The sequence below is a fragment of the Mesorhizobium sp. WSM4311 genome, assembly GCF_002295115.1.
GTDB lineage: Bacteria > Pseudomonadota > Alphaproteobacteria > Rhizobiales > Rhizobiaceae > Mesorhizobium.
The window spans coordinates 23728-44900 of record NZ_NSFV01000018.1; the positions used below are offsets into that span (position 1 = coordinate 23728).

Annotated in this window: 22 protein-coding genes and 1 tRNA gene; 15 read left to right on the forward strand and 8 right to left on the reverse strand. The window is 62.5% G+C overall.

Annotated elements, in window-relative coordinates; all coding sequences use genetic code 11:
- Positions 1–43 precede the first annotated feature (43 nt).
- A complete protein-coding gene (locus CK226_RS30405) occupies positions 44–958 on the reverse strand; it encodes a LysR family transcriptional regulator (protein WP_095793843.1) in 915 nt (304 codons plus the stop codon).
- A 118-nt stretch (positions 959–1076) separates the two neighbouring features.
- On the opposite strand from CK226_RS30405, the gene CK226_RS30410 reads away from it, so the two are divergent.
- The 6 genes from CK226_RS30410 (at position 1077) to CK226_RS30435 (ending at position 6120) form a co-directional block, all read left to right on the forward strand.
- A complete protein-coding gene (locus CK226_RS30410) occupies positions 1077–1622 on the forward strand; it encodes a carboxymuconolactone decarboxylase family protein (RefSeq protein ID WP_095793799.1) in 546 nt (181 codons plus the stop codon).
- A 220-nt stretch (positions 1623–1842) separates the two neighbouring features.
- Complete coding sequence (locus CK226_RS30415; RefSeq protein ID WP_095775289.1) at positions 1843–2343, forward strand: DoxX family protein; 501 nt, start codon at positions 1843–1845, stop codon at positions 2341–2343.
- Positions 2344–2349: 6 nt separating this feature from the next.
- Entirely contained in the window at positions 2350–2841 is a 492-nt protein-coding gene (locus tag CK226_RS30420) for a GNAT family N-acetyltransferase (RefSeq protein ID WP_095793800.1), read from the forward strand.
- A gap of 260 nt (positions 2842–3101) precedes the next feature.
- Positions 3102–4178: a class I SAM-dependent methyltransferase gene (locus tag CK226_RS30425; protein WP_095793801.1), complete on the forward strand. Its 1077-nt coding sequence runs from the start codon at positions 3102–3104 to the stop codon at positions 4176–4178.
- 44 nt (positions 4179–4222) lie between these two features.
- Positions 4223–4522 (forward strand): antibiotic biosynthesis monooxygenase, encoded by a 300-nt coding sequence (locus CK226_RS30430; RefSeq protein WP_095793802.1) that lies wholly within the window; start codon positions 4223–4225, stop codon positions 4520–4522.
- Between the two features lie 152 nt (positions 4523–4674).
- Entirely contained in the window at positions 4675–6120 is a 1446-nt protein-coding gene (locus tag CK226_RS30435) for an adenylate/guanylate cyclase domain-containing protein (RefSeq protein WP_095793803.1), read from the forward strand.
- Positions 6121–6208: 88 nt separating this feature from the next.
- Here CK226_RS30435 and CK226_RS30440 read toward each other — a convergent pair.
- Positions 6209–6283, reverse strand: a tRNA-Thr gene (locus CK226_RS30440).
- A 163-nt stretch (positions 6284–6446) separates the two neighbouring features.
- On the opposite strand from CK226_RS30440, the gene CK226_RS30445 reads away from it, so the two are divergent.
- From CK226_RS30445 to yacG, 9 genes are all read left to right on the forward strand, one after another.
- Positions 6447–6623 carry a hypothetical protein gene (locus CK226_RS30445; protein ID WP_095793804.1) on the forward strand — a complete coding sequence of 59 codons (177 nt, stop codon included), beginning with the start codon at positions 6447–6449 and terminating at the stop codon, positions 6621–6623.
- A gap of 128 nt (positions 6624–6751) precedes the next feature.
- Positions 6752–8044, forward strand: coding sequence for a UDP-N-acetylglucosamine 1-carboxyvinyltransferase (gene murA / locus CK226_RS30450; RefSeq protein WP_010914066.1), 1293 nt, complete (start codon positions 6752–6754; stop codon positions 8042–8044).
- Between the two features lie 168 nt (positions 8045–8212).
- Positions 8213–8644: a DUF2948 family protein gene (locus CK226_RS30455; protein ID WP_095775284.1), complete on the forward strand. Its 432-nt coding sequence runs from the start codon at positions 8213–8215 to the stop codon at positions 8642–8644.
- Between the two features lie 7 nt (positions 8645–8651).
- A complete protein-coding gene (gene hisD, locus CK226_RS30460; RefSeq protein WP_095793805.1) occupies positions 8652–9944 on the forward strand; it encodes a histidinol dehydrogenase in 1293 nt (430 codons plus the stop codon).
- A 6-nt stretch (positions 9945–9950) separates the two neighbouring features.
- Positions 9951–10436, forward strand: a complete 486-nt coding sequence (locus CK226_RS30465) for a UPF0262 family protein (protein ID WP_023776484.1) — start codon at positions 9951–9953, stop codon at positions 10434–10436.
- Positions 10424–10894, forward strand: a complete 471-nt coding sequence (locus tag CK226_RS30470) for a low molecular weight phosphatase family protein (protein ID WP_095793806.1) — start codon at positions 10424–10426, stop codon at positions 10892–10894. Before CK226_RS30465 ends, CK226_RS30470 begins: the two co-directional genes overlap by 13 nt.
- Before the next feature lie 196 nt (positions 10895–11090).
- The gene (infA, locus tag CK226_RS30475; protein WP_006200926.1) at positions 11091–11309 is read left to right on the forward strand and encodes a translation initiation factor IF-1; all 219 of its coding nucleotides are present in this window, start codon (positions 11091–11093) and stop codon (positions 11307–11309) included.
- Between the two features lie 23 nt (positions 11310–11332).
- On the forward strand, positions 11333–11959 hold the full coding sequence (locus CK226_RS30480; protein WP_095775281.1) for a Maf-like protein: 627 nt from the start codon (positions 11333–11335) through the stop codon (positions 11957–11959).
- A complete protein-coding gene (gene yacG, locus CK226_RS30485) occupies positions 11956–12153 on the forward strand; it encodes a DNA gyrase inhibitor YacG (RefSeq protein WP_095775280.1) in 198 nt (65 codons plus the stop codon). The genes CK226_RS30480 and yacG overlap by 4 nt, the downstream gene beginning before the upstream one ends.
- A 15-nt stretch (positions 12154–12168) precedes the next feature.
- Here yacG and CK226_RS30490 read toward each other — a convergent pair whose 3' ends face one another.
- The 6 genes from CK226_RS30490 to CK226_RS30515 form a co-directional block, all read right to left on the reverse strand.
- Positions 12169–13539, reverse strand: a complete 1371-nt coding sequence (locus CK226_RS30490; protein ID WP_095789766.1) for an alpha-glucosidase/alpha-galactosidase — start codon at positions 13537–13539, stop codon at positions 12169–12171.
- Positions 13540–13558: 19 nt separating this feature from the next.
- Positions 13559–15226 carry an ABC transporter ATP-binding protein gene (locus CK226_RS30495; RefSeq protein ID WP_095793807.1) on the reverse strand — a complete coding sequence of 556 codons (1668 nt, stop codon included), beginning with the start codon at positions 15224–15226 and terminating at the stop codon, positions 13559–13561.
- Between the two features lie 10 nt (positions 15227–15236).
- On the reverse strand, positions 15237–16376 hold the full coding sequence (locus tag CK226_RS30500; RefSeq protein WP_095793808.1) for an ABC transporter permease: 1140 nt from the start codon (positions 16374–16376) through the stop codon (positions 15237–15239).
- Positions 16377–17384 carry an ABC transporter permease gene (locus tag CK226_RS30505; RefSeq protein WP_095775276.1) on the reverse strand — a complete coding sequence of 336 codons (1008 nt, stop codon included), beginning with the start codon at positions 17382–17384 and terminating at the stop codon, positions 16377–16379.
- Positions 17385–17500: 116 nt separating this feature from the next.
- Positions 17501–19582 carry an ABC transporter substrate-binding protein gene (locus CK226_RS30510; protein ID WP_095775323.1) on the reverse strand — a complete coding sequence of 694 codons (2082 nt, stop codon included), beginning with the start codon at positions 19580–19582 and terminating at the stop codon, positions 17501–17503.
- Between the two features lie 100 nt (positions 19583–19682).
- Entirely contained in the window at positions 19683–21149 is a 1467-nt protein-coding gene (locus tag CK226_RS30515; protein WP_095793809.1) for an alpha-glucosidase/alpha-galactosidase, read from the reverse strand.
- Between the last annotated feature and the right edge of the window lie 24 nt (positions 21150–21173).

The window sequence follows — 21173 nt, forward strand, 5'->3', positions numbered from 1 at the left end:
GCCCGTGCAGAAGACAACCTCGACCATCAATGGCGGGTGGCCATCACTCATGCTTTGGCGGCGCGAGGGCTTTTCGCAAACGCGGGGCTACGAAATCAAGAAAGAATCGCATCTTGAGTGGCAAAAGCCCCTGGCCTGCATGGACGAGGCTGACCGCCATGGGTTCCGGTTCGAACTGTTCAAGAACGGCCACCAACTTTCCTTGCGCGATCGCCTTTGCCGCCTGATAGGAGAGCACCCTGGTGACGCCTACACCTGCCACGGCCGCGTCGACTGCGGCTTCAGCCGTATTCACTGAAAGGCGTGAGCGAATAGCTACGGTCTGCTCGACATTCGAGCCTGGCGTGGCAAAACTCCAGGATGTGGCGGACGCCAGAACATCGAAGGTGACGCAAGAAACTCCAGCAAGATCGGCCGGCGCCTTTGGCACGCCATGGTCACCCAAATAGGCCGGACTGCCGCAGACAACGCGACGCACGGATCCTACCCGCGTAGCCACCATGCTGCTGTCTGGCAAAGGGCCAATCCGCACAGCCATGTCGACATGATCGTCGACGAGATTCACATTGCGGTCTGACAACAACAACCGGACATTGATGTCCGGAAAGTGCGACAAGAAATCATTTATCGCCGGCAGCACATGCAGTCGTCCGAATACGACCGGAGCCGTAATGATCAGATCGCCCTTTGGCGCGTTGTATTCACCAGATGCGGTTCTCTCCGCCTCGCTCACCTGCTCCAGAATTCTCTTGCAGGCGGCGACATAGGCGGCTCCGCTGTCGGTCAAGATGAGCCGGCGTGTCGATCGGACGAGCAATCGGGTGTGCAAATAGGCTTCCAACTCCGCAACTTTGCGACTGATCGTTGGAAGGGGTGTTCCAAGTTTGCGCCCTGCAGCGGAGAGACTGCCGGTTTCGGCCGCGGCGATCAGAATTGACATGGCTTCGAGGCGGTCCATGCGCAAACCCTTCCACATATTGAGAGGCCATATCTCCAAATTATCCAATACTCTCGTCTTCTGGAAGATAATAGGCAGCACCTGTCGCACCGACATCATCGAACAGGAGAGCTATGAAATGTCGCGCATCGCCATCCCGACCCGTGAAGCAGCCCCGACCGCCTCGCAACCCATTCTAGACGCCGTGAACAAGCAGCTTGGCGTCGTTCCCGGCCTTTTCCGCCTCGTATCCATAAGTCCTGCCGCTCTGGCGGGCATGACCAGCCTGTCCGGCGCGCTCACCAGAGCACTGGACGTGAAAACCCGCGAGCGCATTGCATTGGCCGTTGCCCAGGTGAACGGCTGCGACTACTGTCTGTCCGCTCATACCTATCTCGGCCTTAACCTGGCAAGGATCAGCCCCGAGGAGATCGCGCTTAACCGCAAGGGCAAGTCGAGCGATTCGACGGCTGACGCGGCGGTGCATTTCGCTGCCAGGGTGGCGGAGACCCGCGGCAAGGTAACGGACGCCGACATAGCGGCCGTGAAATCGGCAGGTTTTACCGAGGCTCAAGTCATCGAGATCGTCGCCATCGTAGCCGAGAACTTCCTGACCAATCTCATCAACAATGTCGCCGAGACCGATATCGACTTTCCCGTCGTTCTCGCCGCCGAAGCCGCCTGACCGACCCCGCTCCCACATTACGCCCGGTCCGCCGGCTAAGGTGGGCCGGGCGATTTCGGTGGTCTCGTCGAGGCTCCCGCAGCGGCGGTAACGATGCCGTGATGCTGTAACGGTCGGTCCCATTGGGCGAATAAGAGGTCGTCTCCCTAGCCCGCCATGGCGGGCTTTTTTCGGATAGCGCCGAACTCAGGCACGCCGCCCACAGAAGGGTATACCGGTAATGCATCTCCGTGGAATTATCACGAGAACTAAACTCTCCTCGTCCACCGCGGCAGCCGGATGGGCGCCGTTGCCGATAAGGTTGATCGTGGGCTTTGGCTTCCTTGCCCATGGCTATGCCAAACTCAGCAGAGGGCCGGGAAGCTTTGGCGTCGTACTTCAAACACTCGGAGTCCCAGAGCCTCAAGCGCTAGCATGGTTGACAACGCTGGTTGAACTTGTCGGCGGCGGTGCTGTCCTAGCGGGCGCATTCATTCCGCTCGTTAGCGTGCCGATGGCTATTGTGCTTTTGACTGCATTGTTCACGGTCCATTCCCAGTATGGATTCTTCTCGGTGAAATTTGCTGAGGTGACGGCCGAGGGGATCCGGTTCGGGCCTGTCGGCTACGAAATCATCCTGCTTTACCTAGCCGGCCTTGCAACGCTTGCAGTAGGCGGTCCTGGCCCTTTGTCGCTTGAGACGGTCTTGTCTCGAACCAAGGGAAATGAGCGCTCGAAATGACCACCCTTGCCCAACCCCAGCACGATCTTTCTGCAATTGAGATCGACGCCTTCGAAGACAGGATCTACGCTTGCCTGGATTGCCGATGGCGATAACCAGACAGTCGAGCGCCACCGTGAACTCATCGCCAAGGGCACGTGCTGGGTCGCGGCGGAGCTCGACGACCCGCCGATCGCATTCCTGAGCGCGGAGATCCAGGATGACACGCTGCACATTTGGGAACTTGCCGTGCGCCTTGATCGACAACGCTTGGGTATCGGACGCGCCTTGCTAGAAAAGGCCATTGCGGATGCGAGGCGTCGCTGCCTTGTCACTCTTACTCTGACGACCTTCCGAGACGTGATCTGGAACGCGCCATTCTACCAGAAGCTGGGTTTTCGGGTGATGGAAGATGCGCAGGCCGGAGAGCGGCTTCGCCAGGTGCTGCGCCGAGAGGTCGAACACGGAATGCCGGCAAGCCGACGTTGCGCCATGCGCCTTGTTCTTTCTGAAACTTGAGCGCCTTAGCATGAGGATTCACATCCCTTTGACGCGATGAGCCAGGCGCCCCTGAGCTAGCACATTCGCTCCGATGCTCTGCCGACGTATAGGCCCGCTCTCGCTGAGAATTCCAAGTCATCGGTCACGTTCCTGTGAAGCTGTAACAGTCAATCGCTACGGGGCGAATAGTGGACTGTTATCGCGAGGCCTTCCCCGGCGACGGGATATGGCTTGTCGCCCATGGCAAGTGTTTGGGATCGAGCCGGAGGAGAAAGCCGATGCTAAAGCGCAATCAGGAAAAACTGCCCGACCGGGAAAAGCTGGAGGCCCTGCTAGGAAGGATGGTCGGCGATCTCGGTGCCATCACCACCGGGGCGGCGGTCCTGCTGGGAGACAGGCTCGGCCTTTTCGCGGCAATGAGCGCGGGCGGCAAGATGACCGCCGCACAGCTCGCCAAAAGGACCGACACGCAGGAGCGGCTGGTCCGCGAATGGCTCTCGGCGCAGGCGGCGGCAGGCTATGTCGAATATGACGAGGTGGGCGACAGCTTCTACCTCAGCCCCGAGCAGGAGCAGGTCTTCGTCAACGAGGACAGCCCCGCCTTCATGGCCGGCGCCTTCGAGGTCGTCTCGGCGCTGTGGCTCGACGAGGAGAAGGTCAGACAGGCGTTTCGCTCCGGCAATGGCCTCGGCTGGCACGATCACAGCGCCTGCCTGTTTCGCGGCACGGAACGGTTCTTCCGGCCCGGCTACAACGCCAATCTGATCGTCTCCTGGTTGCCAGCGCTCGATGGCGTGGTCGAGAAGCTGGAGCGAGGCATAGACGTCGCCGATGTCGGCTGCGGCCATGGCGCCTCTACCGTGCTGATGGCCAAGGCCTTCCCGAATTCGCGCTTTACCGGCTTCGACTATCACACCCCGTCGATCGAGCGCGCCCGCGCCGCCGCGAAAGAGGCGGGCGTCGCCGGCAACACCCACTTCGAAGTTGCGGCAGCCAAGGATTTCCCAGGCACCTACGATCTCGTCGCATTCTTCGACTGCCTGCACGACATGGGCGATCCGGAGGGTGCTGCCAAGCATGTGCACAACGCGCTCAAAGCGGATGGCACCTGGATGATCGTCGAGCCCTTCGCCCACGACCAGCTCTCGGCGAACCTCAACCCGGTCGGCCGCATCTATTACGCCGCCTCGACCTTCATCTGTACGCCTGCCTCGCTTTCGCAGGAGGTTGGTCTCGGCCTCGGCGCCCAGGCGGGCGAGGCCAAGCTGCGCAAGGTGGTGTCGGGCGGCGGGTTCAAGCGGTTCCGCCGCGCCACCGAAACCCCGTTCAACATGGTTCTCGAGGCACGCCCATAAGGTTGGCCAAGCAAGAGAGTCTTCGCAATCGATTGGAGGAAGGCATGACTGCTTACAACGTCGTTCGGTTCCGCACCAAGCCGGGCAAGGAACAGGCATTCATCGATGCACACAAGAAAGCGAGCCTCGACGCCACGGGCTTCCGAAAGGCCGCTCTGATCAAGACCGGCGACCGGACCTTCTGCGTCGTCGGTGAATGGAACGACTTGGACAGCCTCGCGGCGGCACGGCCCCAGATGATCGGCCTTTTGGACACCATGCGAGACATGCTGGAGGATCTCGGCGGCGACCTTGGCATGACCGATCCTGTCTCCGGAACGGTCGTCGCCGATATCAGGACCTGAAGGGGCCCGGCTGCGGGCTTGGTGTGCACCCCCCCCCCTCGACCGCTTATGTGGGGGCCGGTCCATCAAAATCAGTGAGCGACGCACGAATTACTGGAGTGCGCTGAGCCTTCGACGTATAGGCTGTCGTGAGGCAAGGTTGAGGATCCGGCGTGACGATAGTCGACGATCGTCTTCTTGAAAGCAAGATGACCAAGGTGGAGCAGGCGCGAGCCTGGAGCCCACGCGTCATCTCGAAATTCGAGACGCTGATCAAGAGCGCCGACGACCACTCACTCTATCGCGTTAATCCGCTGACCTTTGCTCGCGACCGCGCGATCGCCGAGCCTGAAGCAATCGACCTCTTCCTGCATGCCGCCCGTTGTGGCTTGTTCGACATGAGCTGGGATGTGCTGTGTCCCCAGTCCGGGATGGTGCTCGACAGTTTCGGCGCCCTGCGCACGCTGAAGACCCACTACGTCTGTGGCCTGTGCGACGTATCGGGCGACACCAACCTCGACGACTTCATCGAGGTCACCTTCTCGGTATCGCCGAAGTTGCGGCGCCTGCCTTACCACGATCCCGAGACACTCCCTGTCGAGGATTTTCACTGGAAGCTCCACTTCGGACATGACGGGCGGCTACCGGGGCAAGACGTTCGCTTTCTTGACGTTCTGCGCGGCTTCGTTCGGGGCATAACGTTTCTGCCGCCCGGCACCACCACAGTTCTCCGCGCCGACCTGGGACCGGGCGGCCTTTCGGGCGTCAACGTGCAGACGCAGGCCGCATTCGCTGTGCCAATATCAGGCGATCCGGTGTTGGCGCCGACACTTCTGAAGATCGATTATGACGGCAAACGCTTCTTGCCGGCGTTGCCCGCTGTGCCACCTAGTCCGATTGTCATTGAGGTAGCGAATACGGGGACAGTGCGAGGTTCGTTGCTTGTCATCAACTGGCCGCCCGAGCTTGTCGCGCTGACCACCAAGCCGGCGCTCGATTTCGACCCTTATGTTTCCGGTGGAGCGCTGCTTGCGCGGCAAACCTTCCGCCAGCTCTTCCGGTCCGAACGTGTCGACGAGAAGGAGGGGCTCGGCATCCGGCAGATCACCTTCCTGTTCACGGACCTCAAGGGTTCGACCGCCATGTATGAGCGCCTGGGTGACCTCAACGCCTATGCCTTGGTCCGCGAGCATTTTGCTCTGGTCAACGCGGCGGTTCAGCAACACTCCGGAGCGGTGGTCAAGACGATTGGGGATGCGGTGATGGCTGTATTCTCGCAGCCTTCGGATGCGATTTCGGCTGCACTCCACATCTTTGAAGAAATCGATCGCTTCAACGGCGACCATGACGGGCCGGGGATCATCCTCAAGATCGGGGCCCACTGTGGACCGTCGATCGCCGTGACGCTCAACGACAACCTCGACTATTTCGGCCAGACCGTGAATGTCGCCGCGCGCGTGCAGTCCTTGGCGGAAGCCGGACAGATCTGCATTTCCGAGGCGCTCTATTGCGCGCCCGGGGTTCGCGAAATGCTTGCCGGCCATCGTGTCGTGGCTTTTGACGCGCCTCTTCGAGGTGTGGAGGGTGATGCAACCGTCTATCGCATCATGCGCGAATAGACACCATTGCGTGCCAACGCCATTTCGCACAGCCTAGGAGTTGGACCTCAGGTCGTCCGCCAAGGTCTTGAGCAATTCAAGGGGAAACTGGTGCTGCGAGAGAGGATTGAACTCTCGACCTCTCCCTTACCAAGGGAGTGCTCTACCACTGAGCTACCGCAGCCGCTGATGGCGGGGCTTCTGCCATATCGAACCGGCAAGCGCAAGGCCAAGAACAACGCTTCTGTGAATGCCTTTGCCGGATAGCTTTCAATGACATGGCGGTGCCACAATGTTGGCTATCCCTGAACGGCAGGTTTGGCCGGGTCGCCGGCCGGGACGGGACGATGAGCGACAAGACGATATCACCGAAAAAGGGCGGCACGAACCGCAAGGACCGGCTCGCCGAGCAGTTGCGCGCCAATCTGCAGAAGCGCAAGGCGCAATCGCGCTCGCGCCGCACGGGTGAAGCCGACCAGAGGCCGGACGGGCTCGGTGCCGCCAAGGAAATACAGAAAGATTAACTCAAATCGGCCACTCTTGGCCCGGATGCGTGGAAATCCTATTTCTTGAACCACACCGGCCAATGGTCTAGACGGGCCGATACTCAAACGATTGAACCGGCCTTTTTGGCCGAGAGGGACATTCTCCAATGGATCGCATCAGAATTGTCGGCGGCAACAAACTTGCCGGAAGCATTCCGATCTCGGGCGCGAAAAACGCCGCTTTGCCGCTGATGATCGCCTCGCTCTTGACCGACGACACGCTGACGCTGGAAAACGTGCCGCATCTGGCCGATGTCGAGCAGTTGATACGGATCCTCGGCAATCACGGCGTCGATTACTCGGTCAATGGCCGCCGCGAGAAGCAGAATGAAGGCTATTCGCGCACCATCAACTTCTCCGCCCGCAACATCGTCGACACGACGGCGCCCTACGAACTGGTGTCGAAGATGCGGGCGTCATTCTGGGTGATCGGGCCGCTGCTGGCCCGCATGGGCGAGGCCAAGGTGTCGCTGCCCGGAGGCTGCGCCATCGGCACGCGCCCGGTCGACCTGTTCCTCGAAGGCCTGCAGGCGCTTGGCGCCGATCTCGACGTCGACACCGGCTATGTCATAGCCAAGACCAAGAATGGCCGCCTGGTCGGCAATCGCTACGTCTTCCCCAAGGTCTCGGTCGGCGCCACCCATGTGCTGATGATGGCGGCTTCGCTGGCCAAGGGCGAGACAGTGCTGGAAAACGCCGCCTGCGAGCCTGAAATCGTCAACCTCGCCGAATGCCTCAACGCCATGGGCGCCAGGATTTCCGGCGCCGGCACGCCGACCATCACCATTGACGGTGTCGAATCGCTGTCGGGCGCGCGCGTGCGCGTCATTCCCGACCGCATCGAGACCGGCACCTATGCCATGGCCGTCGCCATGACAGGCGGCGACGTCGTGCTCGAAGGCGCGCGGCCGGAGCTGCTGCAGACCGCGCTGGACGTGATTTCGCAGACGGGCGCCGAGATCACCCAGACCAATTCCGGCATCCGCGTGAAGCGCAACGGCGCCGGCATTTCGCCGGTCGACGTGACGACCGCGCCCTTCCCGGCCTTCCCGACCGATCTGCAGGCGCAGTTCATGGGCCTGATGACGATGGCCAAGGGCAAGTCGCGTATCACCGAGACGATCTTCGAGAATCGCTTCATGCACGTCCAGGAACTGGCCCGACTCGGCGCCCACATCACGCTTTCTGGCCAGACGGCGATCGTCGACGGCGTGGCGAAGCTGAAAGGCGCGCCGGTCATGGCCACCGACCTTCGCGCGTCCGTCTCTCTGGTCATCGCCGGCCTCGCCGCCGAAGGCGAGACCACGGTCAACCGCGTCTACCATCTCGACCGCGGCTTCGAGCGGCTGGAGGAAAAACTGTCCAACTGCGGCGCGGTGATCGAGCGCATTTCCGCCTGACGATTGAAAGCCGCCAGCTTTCGCATAGAGACAGCCCCATAGGCCTTCATCCCCTGCCGGCACCGCAAACCCGAGGCAATTGCCTCGGGTGGAAGTCGTGTCGCGGTTGCACCGGCCGGAAAGACCGCCTAACAGAAGGCTGAAACCAACCTTAGGTGCAAATTCCGCATGGCCCTCAAGCTTATCGCGCTCGACGACCAGGATCTGAGCATCGTCTCGGCCCATGTCCAGGACGCCGTGATGAAGGTGTCGGACCTCGAATTCCTGCCTGCGGCCAAGCGTTTCGTGCTGACCATGAACCGTTTCGTCTGGGAGGCGAAGTCGGGCCTGTTCCGCCAACACAATGAGCGGCGGCAGGCCGTGCTGCATTTCGACCGGGTGCTGGGCGCCAAGACCAACGGCATTGCCCGCGACAAGCCGGCCGAGGTGCTGTCCCTGCTGGCAATCAGCTTCATCGAGATCAGCAAGCCGGCCGGCATCGTCGAAATCATCTTTTCGGGCGGCGGCACCATCATGCTCGATGTCGAATGCATCGAGGCCCGCCTTGCCGATATAAGCGGCGCGTGGGAAGCCACGTCGCGCCCCATTCACAAGGCTTGACCGGGCCATGGCCATCACGCTTCGCCAGTCCGACGCCGATTTCGAGCAGCGCTTCGCCGCTTTCCTGACAACCAAGCGGGAAGCGTCCGAGGATGTCGACGCAGCGGTTCGCCAGATCATCGCGCGCGTGCGCGCCGAGGGTGACGCGGCCCTGATCGACTACACCCAACGGTTCGATCGGGCCGATTTGACGAGCCTCGGCATTGCCGTGTCGAAGCAAGACATTGCAGCCGCTTACGAGATGGCTGATCCAAAGGCGATCGAAGCGCTCGAATTCGCGCGCGATCGCATTCGCTCCCACCACGAACGGCAGCGGCCGAAAGACGATCGCTACACGGATGCCGCCGGCGTCGAGCTCGGCTGGCGCTGGACAGCGATCGAGGCCGTCGGGCTCTATGTACCGGGCGGCACGGCGAGCTATCCAAGCTCGGTGCTGATGAACGCCGTGCCGGCCCGCGTGGCCGGCATCGAGCGCGTCGTCATGGTTGTGCCGGCCCCGGGTGGCATCATCAATCCGCTGGTGCTGGTGGCGGCCGACATATCAGGCGTGACCGAAATCTACCGCGTCGGCGGCGCGCAAGCGATCGCCGCCCTTGCCTATGGCACAGAGACCATAAGGCCGGTCGCCAAGATCGTCGGACCGGGCAATGCCTATGTCGCGGCGGCCAAACGCCAGGTGTTCGGAACGGTCGGCATCGACATGATCGCCGGTCCGTCGGAAGTGCTCGTGGTGGCCGACGGCAACAACAATCCCGACTGGATCGCCGCCGATCTGCTCGCCCAGGCCGAACACGACGTGTCGGCGCAATCGATCCTGATCACCGACGATCCGGCCCTCGGCAAGGCGGTCGAACAGGCGGTCGAACGCCAGTTGCAGACCCTGCCGCGCGGTGAAACCGCAGCGGCGAGCTGGCGCGATTTTGGCGCGGTGATCGAGGTCGCGACCATCGAGGCCGCGCTGCCGCTGGTCGACCGCATCGCCGCCGAACATGTCGAACTGGCCATTGACGATGCCGAAGGGTTCCTGTCGCGGATGCGCAATGCCGGCGCCGTCTTTCTCGGGCGCCACACGCCGGAAGCCATCGGCGACTATGTCGGCGGCTCCAACCACGTGCTGCCGACCGCGCGCTCGGCGCGCTTCTCGTCGGGCCTGTCGGTGCTCGATTTCGTCAAGCGGACCTCGATCCTGAAGCTCGGGCCGGAGCAATTGCGCGTGTTGGCGCCAGCGGCGATCGCGCTCGCCAAGGCGGAAGGGCTCGACGCGCATGGCCGGTCCGTCGCTATCCGGCTGAACATGTAGGCCGAGATGACGGGCTCCGATCAAACCCGCGCAAAACTGATCGATGTCGAACTCGATGAATCGATCGGCCGTTCGACACCCGATGTCGAACATGAGCGGGCGGTGGCGATCTTCGACCTGATCGAAGAGAACAGCTTTCAGCCCGTCAACGACAGCGGGGCCGGCCCCTACCGGCTGAAACTGTCGCTGGCCGAGCAGCGCCTGGTCTTTGCCGTAGCACGCGAGGACGGCACCGCTGTGGTCACCCACATCCTGTCGCTGACGCCGCTTAGGCGCATCGTCAAGGATTACTACATGATCTGCGAAAGCTATTACGACGCCATCCGCTCCTCGACCCCCAGCCATATCGAGGCGATCGACATGGGCCGGCGCGGCTTGCACAATGAAGGTTCGCAGACGCTGATGGACCGGCTCTCCGGCAAGATCGACATCGACTTCGATACGGCGCGCCGGCTGTTCACGCTGGTCTGCGTGCTGCACTGGCGGGGCTAGCCCTGGTAACCGGCGCCCTGCCCCGCTCGATCCTGTTCGTGTGCGGCATGAATGCCGTGCGCTCGCCAATGGCCGAACAACTGGCGCGCCGGATGCTGCCCGCCACCATCTTCGTCGCCTCGGCCGGCGTACGCGCCGGCGAGCGCGACCCGTTCGTCGATGCGGTGCTGGCGGAGGAGGGCCTGTCGCTGGGCGAGCGCCATCCCAGGACGCTGGACGATCTCGAGGACGACTATTTCGACCTGATCGTGACGCTGGCGCCGGAGGCGCACCATGCCGCGCTGGAGCTCACCCGCTCGCTCGCCGTCGAGGTCGAATACTGGCCGACACAGGACCCGACCAATGCCGGCGGCACGCGCGAGCAGATCTTGGCGGCCTACCGCGACGTGCGCGAGCGGCTAAAGTTGCGCATAAGCCGACGTTTCTTGGCTTCAGAGGCAAAAAACGCGACAGATTAAGCGTGTTCACAAGCGGACGATTATCATATAGGTTCCGCCGAAATTCCGGCTAGAGTCGGATGATTTCAGGTCTGTTCGACCTGAAATCATCCGACTCTAAACCAAGAAGTAGAGCATGATGTCGTCCGAAAACCGCTTCACACTTTTCGGCATCATGCTCTAAGCGCTGGAACTGCAATCCAAGCAAAGGTATCGAATGCCGAAGGAAGAAGTCCTCGAGTTTCCGGGTGTCGTGACGGAATTGTTGCCCAACGCGATGTTCCGGGTGAAGCTCGAAAACGAACACGAGATCATCGCCCATACGGCCGGCCGCATGCGCAAGAACCGCATCCGCGTGCTGACCGGCGACAAGGTTCTGGTCGAGATGACGCCATACGACCTGACCAAGGGCCGCATCACCTACCGCTTCAAGTAAGATCGAGGCTTGGCCGGAACGCGATGAGCATTTTGCAGAAGCTGGTGCTTGCCTCGGGTTCGCCGCGCCGCATTGAACTGTTGCAGCAGGCCGGCATCGAGCCGGACCGTATCCTGCCAGCCGATATCGACGAAACGCCGCTGCGTGCCGAGCATCCGCGCTCGCTGGCCAAGCGGCTGTCGAAGGAAAAGGCCGAGAAGGCGTTCGCGTCGCTGAACACCGAGACGGATCATGCGCCGAGCTTCGTGCTGGCCGCCGACACCGTGGTTGCGGTCGGGCGGCGCATCCTGCCCAAGGCCGAGACGCTGGACGATGCCGCCAACTGCCTCGGCTTGTTGTCCGGCCGCTCGCACCGGGTCTATTCCGGCATCTGCCTGATCACACCGGGCGGCAAGCTGCGCCAGCGACTGGTCGAGACGCGGGTGCGTTTCAAGCGGCTGCCGCGCGAGGAGATCGAAGCCTATGTCGCCTCGGGCGAATGGCGCGGCAAGGCCGGCGGCTATGCCGTCCAGGGTCTCGCCGGCTCGTTCGTCGTCAAGCTGGTCGGCTCCTACACCAACATCGTTGGCCTGCCGCTCTATGAGACGGTGGCGTTGCTATCGGGCGAAGGCTTCAAGATCCATCAGAGCTGGCTGACCGCACGGCCATGAATTCCGACTCCAAAATCACGCCGCTGCGGCCGAAGCGCCCCTGCCCCGAATGCGGCAAGCCGTCGGCGCGCGACACCTTTCCGTTCTGCTCGGCCCGCTGCAAGGACATCGACCTCAATCGCTGGCTGAAGGGCGCCTATGTCATCAAGGCCCGCGACGACGAGGAAGAACCCGACACCGACGAGCCCAAGTAAGACCGGGATCGCCCGTCAGGCGGCCTCGGTCTTGCGGCTGACGCGTGCCCAAGCCGGCAGCCAGTCGCCGTGAGCAGCCAGGAGATCATCGACCAGTGACCAGATCTGGTCGAGGTCGAGTTCGGCCGCCGTGTGCGGATCCATCATCGCCGCATGGTAGATGTGCTCGCGGTTCTCGCTCATCAGCGCCCGCACCGTCAGTTCCTGGACGTTGATGTTGGTGCGGATCAGCGCCGTCAATTGCGGCGGCAGGTCGCCTATGTAGGTCGGCTGGATGCCGGAGGCATCGACCAGGCATGGCACTTCGGCGGCGCAGTCGCGGGGCAGCGAGGTGATGCAGCCATTGTTGCGGACATTGCCGTAGATCACCGACGGTTCGCCGGTCCAGACCGAGTTCATGATCGAGGAGGCATACTCCCTGGACTCCTCGACCTCGATGCGCTGGGCCGAGCGGTAGGCCTGCGCCTGGTCTTTCCAGCGCTCGATCTGCTCGATGCAGCGCTTGGGGTATTCGTCGAGCGGAATGCCGTATTTCTCGATCAGATCGGGGCGACCCTCCTTGATGAAGTAGGGCGTGTATTCGGCGAAATGCTCCGAGCTTTCGGTGACGAAATAGCCGAGCCTGGTCAGCATCTCGTAGCGCACCTTGTTGGGGCAGCGCGGATTCCAGCCGGGTTTGGGCGCGCGGCCTTCGCGATAGGCGCGCACGAGATCCGGATAGAGGTCGCGGTAGGAGCCGTCGGGCTGGCGGTGCTCGAATTTCAGGTAGAAGGCCATGTGATTGATGCCGGCCGAGCGGTAGCGGATGTCCTCGTAGGGAATGCCGAGATCATGCGCCAGTTCCATCGCCGTGCCTTGCACCGAATGGCAGAGCCCGACCTGCTTGATGGTGGGGTATTTCTCCGAAATCGCCCAGGTGTTGATCGCCATCGGGTTGACGTATTGCAGCATGATCGCTTCGGGGCAGACGGCGAGCATGTCCTCGCAGATCTTCCATAGATGCGGCACGGTCCTCAGGCCGCGCATGATGCCGCCGACGCCGAGCGTGTCGGCGATCGTCTGGCGCAGGCCGTATTTCTTCGGCACTTCGAAATCGGTGACCGTGCAGGGCTCGTAGCCGCCGATCTGGAAGGCGACGACGACGAAATCGGCCCCGGCAAGTGCCTTGCGCTGGTCGGAATAGGTCTCGGCTTTCGCCTTCACGCCGAGCGTCGCGATCAGCTTGTTGACGACAATGGCGCTCTCTTCCAGCCGCTGCGGATTAATGTCCATCAGCGCGATCGTCGCGCCCGAGAGGGCTGGCCGCTGCAGCACGTCGCCGACAATGTTCTTCATGAACACGGTCGAGCCGGCGCCGATGAAAGTGATCCTGGGATGTCTTGCCATGCTAACCTCCGGCATATGTTCAAGCCACATCGAAAGCGGCTCGGACGAGCCGTTCGGTGTAGGCGGTCTTGGGATTGGTGAGGACCTCGTCGACAGGTCCCTGCTCGACGATCTTGCCGTGCTGCATGACGATAACGCGGTGGCACAGCGCGCGCACCACCTTGAGATCGTGCGAGATGAAGAGGTAGCTGAGGCCGCGCTCGTCCTGCAGCTTGCGCAAGAGGTCGATGATCTGCGCCTGGACGGAGAGGTCCAGCGCCGATGTCGGCTCGTCGAGCAGGATGAATTCGGGCTCAAGCGCGATGGCGCGGGCGATCGCGACGCGCTGGCGCTGGCCGCCGGAGAATTCGTGCGGGAACCGCGACAGGATATCGCCCGGCATGCCGGCGCTGACCAGCGCCTCGCGCACCCGGTCGACCCGCTCGGCTCGCGTCGCGCCGATGCTGTTGACGATGAGCCCTTCCTCGATGATCTGGCCGATCGTCATGCGCGGATTGAGCGAGGAGAACGGATCCTGGAAGACGATCTGCATGCGCGAGCGCAGCGGCCGCATCTCGTTGCGCGACAGGCCCTGGATCGGTTGGCCGTCGAAACGGATCTCGCCGCGCCTGGCGTCGATCAATCTCAGCAGCGCCTGGCCGAAGGTGGTCTTGCCGGAACCGGATTCGCCGACCAGCCCCAGCGTCTCGTGGCGGCAAAGCCTGAGGCCGAGATCGTCGACGGCGACCAGCTCGCGCCAGTCCGGCTTCAGGAAACCGCCGTGGCGCAGCATGAAGCAGACGCGCACGTCATTCGCCTCGAGGATGGCGCCGCTGCCCTCAGGAAGCGGTTGCGGACGTCCGCGCGGCTCCGAGGCGAGCAGCCGCTGCGTGTAGGGGTGCTGCGGGTCCGCAAACAGCCGTTCGGTGACGTTGTGCTCGCACATCGCGCCATGCTGCATGACATAAACATAGTCGGAGAATTTGCGCACCACGGTGAGATCGTGGGTGATCAGGATCACCGCCATCCGCAGCTCTTTCTGCAGATTGCGGATCAGGTTCAGGATCTGCGCCTGGACGGTGACGTCGAGCGCGGTGGTCGGCTCATCGGCGATCAACACGTCGGGATCGTTGGCCAGCGCCATGGCGATCATCACGCGCTGCCGCTGACCGCCCGAAAGCTGGTGCGGATACTGTTTGAGCCGAGCCTCCGGCTCGGGGATCTGGACATGCCGCAGCAGTTCGAGCGCCCGTGCCCAGGCCTGCCGGCGGCTCACCTTGCGGTGCACCCGGATCGCCTCGACGATCTGGCTGCCGACCGTGTAGATCGGGTTGAGCGAGCTCATCGGCTCCTGGAAGATCATCGAGATGCGGTTGCCGCGCAGCTTGCGCCGCTCGCTCTCGGGGAATTTCAGGATGTTCTGGCCGTCGTAACAAATGCTCGACCGGGGCGAAACGGTGGCCCGCCGCGACAGCAGCCCCATGACGGCGCGCGCCGTCACCGACTTGCCGGAACCGGATTCGCCGACGATGGCAATCGTCTCGCCGCGATAGAGCTGGAACGAGATGTCCTTGACCGCTTCGACAACGCCGTGCTCGACCTTGAAGGCGACCTCGATGTTGCGGGCATCGATGATGGGCTGGTCCTGGCGACCGTCATGGTCATGACGAACGGTCGGGGCGAAGGAATCGGCGAGTACGACGGTCATCCCAGCCACCTCAATACGGATCGACGGCGTCACGCAGGCCGTCGCCCAGCGCGTTGAAGGCAAAAACGGTGGCAAGCACGAAACCGACCGGCGACAGGATCCAGGGATAGGTGCCGATGACGGAATAGGTCGCGGTGTCCTGCAGCATCAGGCCCCACGAGATCAGCGGCGGCTTGACCGCGAAGCCGAGGAACCCGAGGAAGGATTCGAGCAGCACCACCGTCGGGATCGCCAAGGTGACGGCGACGATCACGTGGCTCATCACATTGGGCAAGATGTGCTGCAGGACGATGCGCCGGTCGGTGGCGCCGACCGCCATGGCGGCGCGCACATATTCGATGCGCGCCAGCGCCAGCGTCTTGCCGCGCACCTCGCGCGACATCTGCGCCCAGCCCAGCGCCGACATGACGATGATGACGAAGGCGAGGAAAACGTTGGTCGGCGCGGTGACGGGGATCAGCGTCGTCAGCGCCAAATAGAGCGGCAGCTGCGGGAAGGCCAGCACCAGTTCGACGAAGCGCTGCATCCAGACGTCGAACCGGCCACCGAAATAGCCGGAAACCATGCCGACGGTGGTGCCGATGACGGTGATGATGAAGACGACGGTCAGCGCGATCATCAGCGAGACCCGCGAGCCGTGGATGGCGCGCGACAGCACATCGCGGCCGAACTTGTCGGTGCCGAGGAAATGTACAGGCTGGCCGTCCGTCGAAGCAAAGAAATGCCGGTCCGCCGGGATCATCCCGAAGAGCTTGTAGGGCGCGCCCTCGACGAAGAAGCCAAGCAGCCTCGGATGGTCGTAGTCGGGGCCGACGACGGGCTGGAAGGTGACCGGATCGAGATCGGCCGAATCGGCCAGCGCATAGACCCGCGGCCGCGCGACGAAATTGCCGTCCTTGTCGTGGAAGGAAGGCAGTTGTGGCGGGGCGAAGCCGACATCGGTAGCCTTCGGATCCATCGGTGCCAGGAATTCGGCGAACACAGCCATCACCAGCAGCAGCACGACGAGCCAAAGCCCTGCCATGCCGGTCCAGGAGCGCTTCAGCCGGCGCCAGACGAGCGCGACATAGCTCTCATTGCCGCGCGCCGGTTTGGCGACGATGGGTCCTTCGGCCGGCAGCGGCGGGGGTGATGGATCGCGGGCAAGCATCTAGCTCTCTCCGTATTGGCGGATGCGCGGGTCGAGCAGGACGAGCAGCATGTCGGCGATGATGTTGCCGACGATCAGCGTCGCCGACAGCACCATCATGAAGGTAGCGGTGACATAGACGTCGCCGACCGCCATCGAACCGACGATCGCCGGGCCGACGGTCGGCAACGCGAAGATGATCGCCGTCTCGATCTCGCCGGTGAGCATGTAGGGCAACACCACGCCCTGATACATGACGAGGGGATGCAGTGCATTGGGCACGGCATGGCGCATGACGACAGCGCTGCCGGTCAGACCCTTGGCTCTCGCCGTCTCGACATATTGCGCGTTGAGCGTATCCAGCAGATTGCCGCGCATGACGCGCATATTGTAGGCGAGGCCGCCGAAAGTGGCGATCGCCACGACCGGCCAGACATGCTTGACCAGGTCGACGAACTTCGCCCACGACCACGGCGCGCCGCCAAATTGCGGCGAGAAGAATGAGCCGATTTCCGACACGTTGAACTGGAAGACGAGGAGATAGACGATGATCAGCGCCATCAGGAAGCGCGGCACGGTCATGCCGAGGAAGGAGATGGCCGAGAGCGTCGAGTCGATCCAGGTGTATTGCCTTGTCGCCGCCCATATGCCGAAGGTGATGCCCAGCACCGAGGCCAGCAGATGACAGACCAGCGCCAGGAGCAGCGTGCGCGGCAGGCGCTCGCCGACGACATCGGCCACCGGCTTGTTGTAGTAGAGGCTGTAACCGAAATCGCCGCGGGTGATGATGCCGCCGATCCAGTTGAGATACTGGACGGGCAGCGGCTTATCGAGGCCGTGTTCGACGCGGTAGGCCTGCGCCTGTGCATCGGCCTCGGCGAAGGACGCGCCACCCTGGTTGATCAGCTGCGAACGGATGTAGTCGGCATAGTCGCCGGGCGGCGCCTGGATGATGGCGAAGGTGACGAGGCTCAGGATTGCGAGGACCGGAATTGCCGACGCTATGCGCATAGCCAAGAATCGCAGCATGGACGGTCGGCTTCCTCATTTCGCCGGACGCTCCCATTTAGGGTCGTTCGGAGGGTTGGTCTGTCCCGGCCGCGCCAGCGGCGCGACCGGGTCTCTCTTGGTCAGGGGAGGTAAACTTACATCGGGCCCTTGTCCCCGGGCTTGCCGGGAAGCTCCTGCGGGAACAATTCGTATTTCGCCTGCTTGCCGGCCGCGACGAAGACGCGTTCGCGGACAATCGAATCCTCGGCCCAGTTGAACATGAAGATCGGCGTGCCCTGCGGAATGTTCGAGAAGCGCTTGTTGACGATCAGCGCGCCGGGATATTCCGTCAGGCCGACATTGTAGACGTGTTCGGTCGAGATCTTCTGGAACTCTTTCATCAGACTGGCGCGTTTGTCGTTGTCCTCTGACGCGACGAACTTGTTGACGATGTCGACGAGGTCTTTTTCGAAAGGCATCAGGTCGACCTCGCCGCTTTCCGGCGCACGGTGATTCCAGCTGGTTTTCGGGCCGACGGGCGCAAGCTGTTCGGTGTTCTGCACGACCGAGGTCAGTTCCTGGTCGTTGCGCCGGATCAGCCAGTCGAAACGGCCGGAATATTGCGAGGCGTCGCGCTGGGTTCCGTTGAGGCCGTTCAGCACGACCCTCAAGCCCAGCTTTTCCATTTGCGCGACGACACCTTCGGCAAGGCTTTTGTCGGTGCCGTAGTCGTTGTTGACCAGCATCACGATCTCGACGTTCTTGCCGCCGGCGGTGCCGGCCGGGAAGTTCACGAAACCGTCGCCGTCGGTGTCCTTGAGGCCGGCCTTGGCAAGTTCGGCCTTGGCGCCCGCGAGGTCGAACGGATAGTAGACGGTCGACTTGCGGTCATAGAAGCTGGTGCCCGAGGAGAAACCGCCGGGATAGATGGCGGTGAACGGCCCCTTGACCAAGGAGGCGCCCAGCGCCTTGCGGTCGAGCGCCATGGTGACGGCCTTGCGGAAGTCCTCATTGCGGTTCAGCTCACGAACTGCCTGGCTTCGCTCGTCCGGGTTGCCCCAGCCATTGGCGGAATAGTTCATGCGCAGATTGTAGCCGATGAGGCGTGGACCGAAGGCGAGCCGTGCCGGCGCGTTCGCTTCAGCGGCGCGCTTCAGCGAGGCGACAAAGTTTTCCGGCTGCTCGAGGTTGGAGAAGTCGCCCGAGCCGGCGACCGCCTGGACGTCGCGGTCGGCCCAGGTCGACAGCTTGTATTGCAGTTCGTTGAGATAAGGCAGTTGGTTGCCCTTCTCGTCGACCTTCCAATAGTAGGGGTTGCGGCGCATGACGATGATGTCGTCCGGCCGGTATTCGACCGGAACCCAGGCGCCCATCACCGGCATGTTCATATATTCCGGCGGGAAGGCGTTCTTGAACTGGTCGTAGGTGTTCTTCGAATATTTCGGATGCTGCGGCTTCAGTATGTGCGCGGGGCCTGGGCAGAAGGTGCCGTAGGCCATGGCGTAGAGGTATTGTTTCGGGAAGGCTTCCTTGAACGTCCACTCGACAGTGTAGTCGTCGATCTTCTTCAGCGTCGTGCCGACGCCGAAGGTTTCCGGCGTCGCGCCATTGAGCGGCGAGACGTTCGGGTCGACCACCTCGTCATCCCAATAGAACATGACGTCGTCAGCGTTGAAGGCCACGCCATCGGACCATTTGGCCCCCTCGATCAGATGCATGGTCAGCTTGTGGCCGTCCTTCGACCACTCCCAGCTTTTGGCGAGGTTCGGCAGCGGCTCGGTGTCCTTGGCTTCGACCTGGAACAGCGGCGCCGTGCGCGTCAGGCATTCGGAGAGGCCGATATCGATGCCGCCCCAGCCTTGCGTCTGGCCGGCGCCATAGTTCCAGCCTTCCGGCCGGCCGCCGATGACATGGCGCATGGTGTCGCCATAGACGCCGACGCCGTCAGGCATGTTGGCCGTCTTGAAGACCAGCGGCTCCTTCGGCAGCCTGTCCTTCACCGGCGGCAGCTTGCCGGTCTTCACGTATTTTTCGGTCACCCAATCCGGCTCGTGATATTCCGGCAGGGCCTTGAACTCCAGGATGGAGTCGCGCGCGACGTATTTGATCTTGCCCTCGGCCGGAAAGGTCGCCGGCACCGGCGGGACTGTCGGCTCTGAAGCGAAAGCGTTGAGTGCCGGAACCGAGACGCTCAGCGCCAGTCCGGCGGCAATGCCAATGCTGCGTAGGTTTCTCATAATCTCCTCCCTCATGTTCAGACGTTTTCTGCTGCTCGTCTTCTGCCCGAAACTGGCTGCGGTGGACCTGCCTCCCGTGTGTCCGCCGCGCCCGGATTTTTCAGCCGGCCTGTTTGAGCGCGGCTTTTTCGGCACGCAATTCCTCGATCGAGCGCACGTTTCGCCGCGCAGCACCGGCCCATTCACGGGTCTTGACCGCGGATTTCGACAGCCGCTCCTTGGCGGCCGGAACCGCATGCGCATATTGCGGCAGCCATTGAGCCTGGGCGACGACCATCTCGTCCACCATCTGCCAGACTTCCTCCGGCGTCGACACCGCACCGACCAGAGGGTCGTGCAGCACGGCGAGCTTCAGGAGATCGATGTCGCCTGATATCGCGGCATGGACCGACATGCGCTGGACGTTGATCGAGGACATGCAGGTGGCCGCACAGGCTTCCGGCAGCGTGATGCCGGCGGCCATGTTGATGCCGAAACGGTCGACGAAGCCGGGCGACTCGATGATGGCGTCCTGCGGCAAATTGATAATCACCCCATTGTTCCTGACGTTGAAGTGGCCGCGATAGACGCGGTTGGTCTCCAGCGCCTCCAATATGTGGCTGGCATGCTCGTTGGAGCGCTTTTCCGGGTCGATCGGCTTCGACGCCGCTTCGAGGAATTGCGGATACTCCGTCTCGAACCAGTTGCGGGTTTCGGTGGAGTAGCGGAGATAGCCGCCGGTCTCGCCATGGATCCAGTCCGACATGTCGATCCAGCGCGTGATCTCGTCGGGGCGCTTGCGGTACCAGGGCAGATATTCGGAGAGATGGCCGTTGCTCTCGGTCGAATAGACGCCGAAGCGCTTCAAGACATCGATGCGCAGCTTTTCCTGCTGCGAATAGACCGGATGCGCCTCGAAGGCGGCGATCAGCTCATCCTTGCCGATCCTGCGGCCATTCAGCCGCAAATCGATGAACCAGGTCTGGTGATTGATGCCGGAACAGACATAGTCGAGCTCGTGTCTGGACTTCGCACCCAGCACCTCGGCGATCTGCTCGGCGCCATGCTGGACGCCGTGGCAGAGGCCGACCGTGTCTACCTTGCCGTATTCGATCGCCGCCCAGGTGTTCATGGCCATCGGGTTGGCGTAGTTGAGGAATTTGGCGCCCGTCGCGGCGACCTCACGTATGTCCTTGCAGAAGTCGAGGATCACCGGGATGTTGCGCTGACCATAGAGGATGCCACCGGCGCAGATTGTGTCGCCGACGCACTGGTCGATGCCATATTTCAACGGAATGCGGATGTCGTCGGCATAGGCCCCCAGACCGCCGACCCGCACACAGCTGATGATATAGCGCGCGCCTTCGAGCGCCCTGCGGCGATCGGTTGTCGCCGTCACCCTCGTTGGCAATCCGTTCGCCTCGACGACCTTGTCGAGGATCGCCTTGATCATCCCGAGATTGTGTTCGCTGAGGTCGGTCAGCGCGAATTCGACATCCCTGAATTCGGGCACGCACAGGATGTCCGTGAACAGTTTCTTGGTGAATCCGACACTGCCGGCACCGATGATAGCGATTTTGAAACTCATCTCCCGCACCTCATCCTATTCCAG